4 protein-coding genes and 4 pseudogenes are annotated in these 7,491 nt (G+C 56.6%); 4 read left to right on the forward strand and 4 right to left on the reverse strand.

Annotated features, from left to right (window positions below):
- The first annotated feature begins 539 nt into the window (after positions 1 to 539).
- Positions 540 to 1,910 (forward strand): cellulase family glycosylhydrolase, encoded by a 1,371-nt coding sequence (locus tag ELY13_RS14360; protein ID WP_126174587.1) that lies wholly within the window; start codon positions 540 to 542, stop codon positions 1,908 to 1,910.
- A gap of 536 nt (positions 1,911 to 2,446) precedes the next feature.
- On the opposite strand, the gene ELY13_RS14365 is transcribed toward ELY13_RS14360, so the two are convergent.
- Entirely contained in the window at positions 2,447 to 3,613 is a 1,167-nt protein-coding gene (locus ELY13_RS14365; protein ID WP_126174588.1) for a nucleotide sugar dehydrogenase, read from the reverse strand.
- Between the two features lie 296 nt (positions 3,614 to 3,909).
- On the opposite strand from ELY13_RS14365, the pseudogene ELY13_RS14370 reads away from it, so the two are divergent.
- Both ELY13_RS14370 and ELY13_RS15740 read left to right on the forward strand, forming a co-directional pair.
- A pseudogene (locus tag ELY13_RS14370) lies at positions 3,910 to 4,078 on the forward strand (IS630 family transposase); the annotation flags it as partial.
- A gap of 302 nt (positions 4,079 to 4,380) precedes the next feature.
- Positions 4,381 to 4,757: pseudogene (locus ELY13_RS15740) on the forward strand (IS1634 family transposase); the annotation flags it as partial.
- A gap of 174 nt (positions 4,758 to 4,931) precedes the next feature.
- Here the strand turns inward: ELY13_RS15740 and ELY13_RS14380 are convergent.
- A pseudogene (locus ELY13_RS14380) lies at positions 4,932 to 5,707 on the reverse strand (transposase); the annotation flags it as partial.
- 152 nt (positions 5,708 to 5,859) lie between these two features.
- Here ELY13_RS14380 and opgC point away from each other — a divergent pair.
- Complete coding sequence (gene opgC / locus ELY13_RS14385; RefSeq protein ID WP_164549838.1) at positions 5,860 to 6,981, forward strand: OpgC domain-containing protein; 1,122 nt, start codon at positions 5,860 to 5,862, stop codon at positions 6,979 to 6,981.
- A 29-nt stretch (positions 6,982 to 7,010) separates the two neighbouring features.
- On the opposite strand, the pseudogene ELY13_RS14390 reads toward opgC, so the two are convergent.
- Both ELY13_RS14390 and ELY13_RS14395 read right to left on the reverse strand, forming a co-directional pair.
- A pseudogene (locus tag ELY13_RS14390) lies at positions 7,011 to 7,103 on the reverse strand (IS5/IS1182 family transposase); the annotation flags it as partial.
- 208 nt (positions 7,104 to 7,311) lie between these two features.
- Positions 7,312 to 7,491: transposase (locus ELY13_RS14395; RefSeq protein WP_206436085.1), on the reverse strand; the 180-nt coding region annotated here is incomplete at its 5' end.

A 7,491-nucleotide genomic window follows, 5' to 3' on the forward strand; every position in this document is an offset into this window, starting at 1 on the left:
CGAGAGAGGAAGACCCATTTCTGCTGGCCTCCTTCACCAGCAGGATTTCTGAATCAGAAAACCAGCCCCTTGGGAATTCCTAGCGATTCAGGTCGGGCGAAATCCGCTCTAAAAAACATAGCGTTCGCCACCATTCGACGCCGGGCACTTCTATATAAACATAGGAATTAGCGGAGGGCTGCATGGGTGCCCTTCCAGTTCAGGAGGTCAAAGTGTTGAACGTGTTTCGACCCCAACCCTCGGTTCAGTCAAGGGTTGCGCCGTCGTTTCTGGAGCTAGGTGGACGCGATCTTCCTCAGCCAAGATGGCATCATCACTCAATGCAACGATGTGATCGCGCGGATCCACGGGCACTCTCTTAAAGATATCTCAGGAAGGGAGTCGGACTTCTTCTCCCCTGAGTGACAGCCCTGCGGCACTCCGTCCGCTTCCCTTGTCATGCTCGAGAGGGTTCTGAGAAGCGGCTGCAACCGCTTCACTGGACCTATCTTCACAGTGCAGGTCACGATCTGCCTCCGTTGGTGACGCTCATATCACTGATGGATATTCTACTGCACTGGATAATCGATCCTCACCCGGACGCCGAGCGCCACAAGAAGTTCGGCGAAGTTTTGGAAGCGTATGCTTTGCATGCGTGTGATTGGTTTTATTCAAGGACGTACACGATGTTCCCGCGATTGTTGGTAACCGCCCTCGCTTTGCTTGCCACACCGGCAGCAGCGCAAACTGAACACGTCGTCATCGGCGCAGATCCTACGCAGCACTACAAAGTTTGCGCAGATGATACGCTCGTTCTTCGCAAGCCCATGTCGCGAGACCTTCTGGCCGATGGCTCGCGGCATCCTCAGTTCAGTCGGTGGATTGACCGCCAGAACGGCAAGGGTTTTGAGACGGATGGAGCGACCAAGCTCAAAGTCGTCGGCTATCGAGAGGGCAAGGGCTATGTCTATGCCCCCATGGACGCAAAGCCGTGCGCCACTGGGCCATTGTTCGGAGCCAACCTCTCAGGCGCGGAGGCGAGCGGAGGCGATGCGGTTCGCCCCTCTCTGGACGACCTGAAGAACTACATTGACCGCTTTGGCTTTAAGCTGATCCGCTATCCGTTCAAACCTGACCGGATGACCCCGGGACGCATCGCTGAGCTACGCACACTCACCGACTATGCGCGTTCTAAGGGCGTTCCGGTGATCCTCGACAGCCATACGTACAATTGGCTCCCGCCCGGGCAAATGGTCGCATTCTGGAGCAGCTTCGCCCGCCACTTTCCCGATGACGGCTCAGTGATGCTCGATCTCGTGAATGAACCCAAGAACTTCGATGATCTGATTCTCACTAATGATTGGGAACAATGGTTGCGCGACAGCAACCTCATCATTGCGGGGCTGCGCGCGCACGGCATCAGGCATCCCATCCTTCTGGAGTACCCGGGGTGGTCGGCCACGACACGCTTCGACAAGAGCGAGGGCGTGACGGCGACGTACACGAAGCCCTGCGAGAGCGCGGCCTGCGCGATTGATCGTGGGGGCGGGCTAAAAGACCCCCTCAGGCGCACCTTCATCAACGGCCATCGGTACTTCGACCAGAATGGCTCGGGCACGAGCAAGGAGTGTGGATATACCGAAAGCAAGTTTGACGTTTTTGCCGCCCAACTGCGCAAGCGCGGGCTGAAGGCTTACATCACAGAGAGCGGCTTTGGCTCCAGCTACGGCATCCCTGAAAGCTGCAAGGCTGTCGGCAGGGACGCCATTGCCGATATCAAAGCCAACCGCGACGTGCTGCTCGGCATTACTTGGTGGGGCGGCGGCCGCATCTGGTCGGAAAGCTACCTCTTCAAGATCGACCCTCCGAAGGCCCAGCGATTCACAGCGCCTGTGCCTGCTTATACTCGCCAGCTGACCGGCGTAGAGTGACGTACTCCCCTGCCACAGGGCAAAAAGCATGCCCTTCAGAGTTCATTTCGAAAGAGGTCAGCGACGCGCAAGCGGTTGATGTGGCTATTCTGTCGATGCTTGGTTCCACCGGATAACGGCGCGAATGGCCGATGCGCGAAATCGTGAACGCTGTTTTCCACGTGCTAGGCGGTGGTCGCTTGGTGTTTGGCTACCGTTGGCTTGCCTCGCCTGCCCGACGAGGCTGTATTCGAGCGGATGAACTATGCGCAGGTTACGGCTCAGCACAGGCGCCCGCTCGATCCACGGCATCGGTTATCCAGGTGGAGGGGCCGCGGCCAACGACAACCGAGTTTGAACATTCGGCACCACATGATAACATGCCTACAAGATGGCATGTTATCATGTGAACATACCCACAGACACTCCTCTTCCTGATCGACTCACGTCGCAAGCGACTGCTTCACCACCCATCCTCGCGAGCGTTCCGAGCGCGACATGCGCAGTCAGCGCCTCGATGAAAGTGACGGAGCCGAAGGAGCGCCGCTCCCATCTCTTCAATCGGACCCGAAGAGATCGCGCGTGAAGACTTTGTCCCGCACATCTTCTGTTTCGGGCGTCAGCCGGTTAGCGATGATAATATCGCTCTCTCGTTTGAAGACGTCGAGATCGCGGAGAACCTTCGAGCCGAAGAACTCGTCCTCATGCATTGCCGGTTCGTAGACCAAAACCTCGATGCCTTTCGCCTTAACCCGCTTCATGATTCCCTGAATCGAGGACTGGCGGAAATTGTCGGATCCAGCCTTCATCACAAGGCGAAAGACGCCAACCTTTTTCGGCTGCCGGGCTATAATTTGGTCGGCGAGGAAATCCTTGCGAGTCCGGTTGGCATCAACGATCGCACGGACGAGGTTCTGGGGCACTTCGGAGTAGTTGGCCAGTAGCTGCTTAGTGTCCTTGGGCAGACAGTACCCACCGTAGCCGAAACTTGGGTTGTTGTAGTGATTGCCGATGCGGGGATCGAGACCCACGCCGGTAATGATCTGGCGCGGGTCCATGCCCCGGGCGATCGCGTAGCTATCTAGCTCGTTAAAGAAAGCCACGCGCATTGCCAAATAGGTGTTCGCGAAAAGCTTGACCGCCTCGGCCTCGCTGGAATCGGTGAAAAGAACTTCAACGTCTTTCTTCACCGCGCCCTGAACCAGCAAGTCGGCAAAAACTTTCGCCCGCTCCGAGCGCTCGCCTACGATGATCCGCGAAGGATAAAGATTGTCGCGCAGCGCACTGCCTTCGCGCAAGAACTCGGGACTAAAGATGACCTGGGAGGTACTGAGACGCGTTCGCACCTCCTCAACGAAGCCGACGGGAATCGTCGACTTGATCACTACCGTGGCTTCCGGGTTCACATCGATTGCGGTCTGGATGACCGCCTCCACTGAGGAGGTGTCGAACTTGTTTGTGTCTACATCATAGTTAGTCGGTGTGGCGACAATTACATAGTCTGCATCTTTAAGTGCCTCACGCGGATCCAGTGTGGCCGTAAGATTGAGCGACCGGGTCGCGAGAAAATTTTCCAGTTCCGCATCGACGATCGGTGACTTGCGCGCATTAAGCATGTCGACGCGCTCAGGCGTGATGTCGACGGCGACTACTTCGTTGTGTTGGGCGAGGAGAATGGCGTTGGACAGGCCAACATAACCTAGACCAAAAACGGCAACTTTCATCCCACTTCCCTCATACAAGCCGGCCGACGCAGCGAAGCGTTATGGCCTCACAATGGTTGTCCATCCCCTCGCTCACTGTGTCCCGGCACAACCAAAGTCGTGCCTTCGGTTAGTTGGCGACAACGAGCGCGGCGGGTGATCATGCTGCAACTGCAAACGGAGCCCTATATTAGCCGGACTTCCCCATCAACATGGTTGTGAGAGGCCGTTTCGAAAGGGGTTGAGCGGCTGAGACACATGTGATGCCGCGAATTTGCTGACATCTCGGGGATAAGCATGTGGATCCCAGCCACTCGCCGAGATGCCCGGAGCTCAATTCAGTCGAGAATGTATGGCAGTTCATGCGACAAATGGCTGTCGAACCGCATCCTCAAATCCTACGACGACATCGTCGACTACTGCTGCTTCGCCTGGAACACGCTCGTCGACCAGCCTTGGCGCATCATGTCCATCGGCAGACGCCAAGCCCGACTTGAACAGCGCGTTGAGAACACGTGGAGAACGGCCGGTTGTAACCCATTGATGTCGCATGGTCGCAGTTCTGGTGCGATTTCTATGTAGTGACAACATTTGCGCATGGCGGGCGCGGGATCGTTCCAGTTGTGCAATTGTTAGCCAACGAACCCATGTTCGGCGTCGAAAGAGTCGCCCGGGGGCATCGCTACCTTTATCTCGTCGAGAGCGTGCGCGAGGGAAAGACGGTGCGCCAGCGCACCATCAAGGCCCTGGGACGCAAGGATGCGCTGATGGCCAGCGGCGAACTCGACAACGCGAAGGTCACACCCTTGCAGGCGGTCCTGCGCTACCGCGATCTGCTCGAAGTCGAGAGCCTGTTCCGCGCGGCCAAGGCAAGCTTCGATACAAGGCCCATCTTCCACCAGTCCGATGCCGCCATCCGCGGTCATGTGTTCTGTTCGTTCCTTGCCCTGACCCTCGCCAAGGAACTGACCCGCCTGTGCGAGGACAAGGGGCTGAAACCCGAGTGGCAGCCGCTCCTCAATGACCTCGACCCCATCCAGCAGGCGACGATCGAGAAAGACGGCAAGCTATCACCACCCGGACCATGTCACAGGCCAAGGTCGGAAACGTCTTCAAGGCCGCAGGCATCGCGCTGCCGCGCAACCACGACGAACAGCTGGCCTGATCAGCACAACCAGAAAACTGGACACCTCGAAGAACCCGTCATTTCCGCCTTGGTGAGCGCGCGCAGGCCTGGAAGGGCGACGATTGCGGCGCTTCCCTGCGATAGCGGGATCAGTTTTGCTTTTGTGTGGCCCGTTTTTGGCCGCTTCCGGCCCGGCCGGGCGCGTTTTGCGCCTTAAGCGGGCGCACTTCTCCTCTCGAGCCAGGCGAGACGCTGGAAGTTGTAGGCAAGGTTCGCCATCCCGATTTTGATCCGGGCCCGGTCAATGCCGATGGTGCGGATGAACAGCGCCATGCGGTGCTTCTGCCGGCAAAGACGTGCTCGACCACCGAGCGCACGACCGAGCGCCTTGCGTTGGCTCTCGCAATCCGTTCGGGCATCGGCTTCTTCGGTGGCTTCTTCTGGTGAAAGTGGCTGGTGAACAGCCCCTTGGCGAGGAACGCCTCGTTCTTCTTCGAGCGATAAGCCGTATCGGCCCACACTCCGCAAGCAGTGTTCTCGCGGCTGACCAGTACTGACAGACGCGCGCCGTCGTGCGCATTGGCTGGGCTTGCATCCCAGCTACGGATCAGCCCGTGTGCGCGATCGATGCCGATGTGATTTTTGTAACCGAACATCGGGATTGCCAGGTCTACGGGCTTGAAGCCCTTGGGGTCGGCACCTTCCTTCACCTTGGCTTTCGAGTACTTGACCGTCCAACAGGCGTCGCGATCCTTCTGGCGCGCCTTGGCGGGCTTGCCCTTCCAGCTCGCGGGAATGCGGCCCTCTTTGATCTCCGCCTTCTCCTCCTCGGTGTTCCGCTGCTTCGGCGCTGGCACGACGGTCGCATCGATGATCTGCCCACCCATCGCGAGGTAACCCCGATCCTTCAGCGCCGCAGCGAAGCGGGCGAACAGCTTGTCGATTGCCTTGGCCTTCACCAGTCGCTCGCGGCGTGCCCAAAGTACTGTTACTACACAGATATCCCGAGATGACTGTCCAAGTTGGGCCAAGAGGCTCATGGGCACTGATCATTGTACCTTGGTATAAGGTGCCCACATGCGCTAGCTGGCGTCGCGCGAACACGCTCACTTCCACTATTGGCCTATTTCAGGGGGTTTCATTGCTGAAAAGCACAAGACTTGATCAGCTTGACTTCTTGCGCGGGTTTGCTTTAATTACAATTATACTAAATCATTACTCGTCTTTTGTTGTGCGGGCAGGATACTCAGGTCAAATAATTCCGACGTTAAGTAGTGTGGGATTTTCATCGTCGGCACCATTGTTCTTTATGACTTCAGGATTATTGATCGGGCTCATATATTTTAATGTGCGCAATCAACCTAGCCTAATACGAATAAGCGCCACGCTGTTCAACCGCGCAATGATGCTCTTGGCGATGAACTGTGTTCTGTTCGTGTTGGTACTGGCCACCTTCTCATTCGCGCCGCATGTCCTTCAGGAAATATTCCAGCTCCAAAGTCTCGGCGATCAGCCGTACAGGTGGGCTTATGATGCGATAGCTTTGCGATATAACTTACCTCTGCTCGACATTCTGAATGTATATGTTCTTATGATGCTTGTTGCCATTCCATTTGTATGGCTTGCTAACTATAGCTCATCTATTGCGTTGTTGATGATCATCGGGGCGTATCTTGTTGCTCAGTTCTTTCCCGAATTTTCGCTGCCCGGCGGGAATCCATGGTCTACCGGGAGGTGGGTTTTCAACCCGCTTGCTTGGGGAGGTTTTTTCCTAGGCGGCTTGCTCGCTGGGCGCTTCAATTTACATGAAAGGTTAAGGCAGGTGGCGGTCTCGCCGGCGAGAGGACGGTCTCTTACATGCTTGCTAGTATTAGCGTATTGCATTTTAGCCATAGTATTCCGGCTCCACTCGTCTGGAATTATCGAAGTTCCTGCGACAGATAAAAGCACGATGCAACCTGTTCGCCTTTTTCATGCAATTCTAACTTTTGTGATGCTATTAACACTCCTATTCCGGTACGAGGGGCTGAGACGGTTCGTCTCTTACCGTAAAGCGTACGAATCTGTTGTCTTGGTTGGCAAACATTCTCTGCATTCCTTTATGGCAACCGTGGCGCTCAACTACATTATGCTCCTGCTTTGGCTGCAGGTTGGCGGAGTAGCCTCGTACATTGGCATTGGGCTGGCAGGGGTAATTGCGCTCGTCTTTTTCGCGAAGGTGTTAGAGGTCCTAAAATCGGCTCGCGCAGGTAAATTTGATTAACTGCATCGCGCTTTAGATCCTGTGGACACTTAGCACAGCCAGAGGATGGTTGCGGCGAGCGTGACGACGGCGAGATAGTTTCTGGCGGTTTTCTCGTAGCGTGTGGTGACCCGGCGCGTCTGGACACTTCGAAGAACCGGACGCCTCGAAGAACCATCTGATTTCGGCGTGACGGGACGATGAAGGCCTGGGTACGCGCGGTCGCGGTGCTTTCCTGACCTTGGTAGGACTGTTTTGCCCGCTGTGGTGCCCGATTTCGGCCGTTTCCGGCCCGGTCGGGCGTACTTTGCCCCTTAGCGAAGATTCCGTTCATTCTGGTTCATAGCCGCATTAGCTGGCGCACTCATCGGGCTGGAAGAGATCGACGAGCGTGCCGATCAGGCTCCACAGCCCGGACACAGATCGCTCGGCCGCCTTGCGCAGCATTGCCTTAAGCCGTGAAAAGGCTTTCTCGATTGGGTTGAAGTCGGGGCTGTAGGGCGGAAGGAACAGCAGGCTCGCGCCCGCGGC

Source organism: Altericroceibacterium xinjiangense, from assembly GCF_003958635.1.
Classification (GTDB): Bacteria; Pseudomonadota; Alphaproteobacteria; order Sphingomonadales; family Sphingomonadaceae; genus Altericroceibacterium_A; species Altericroceibacterium_A xinjiangense.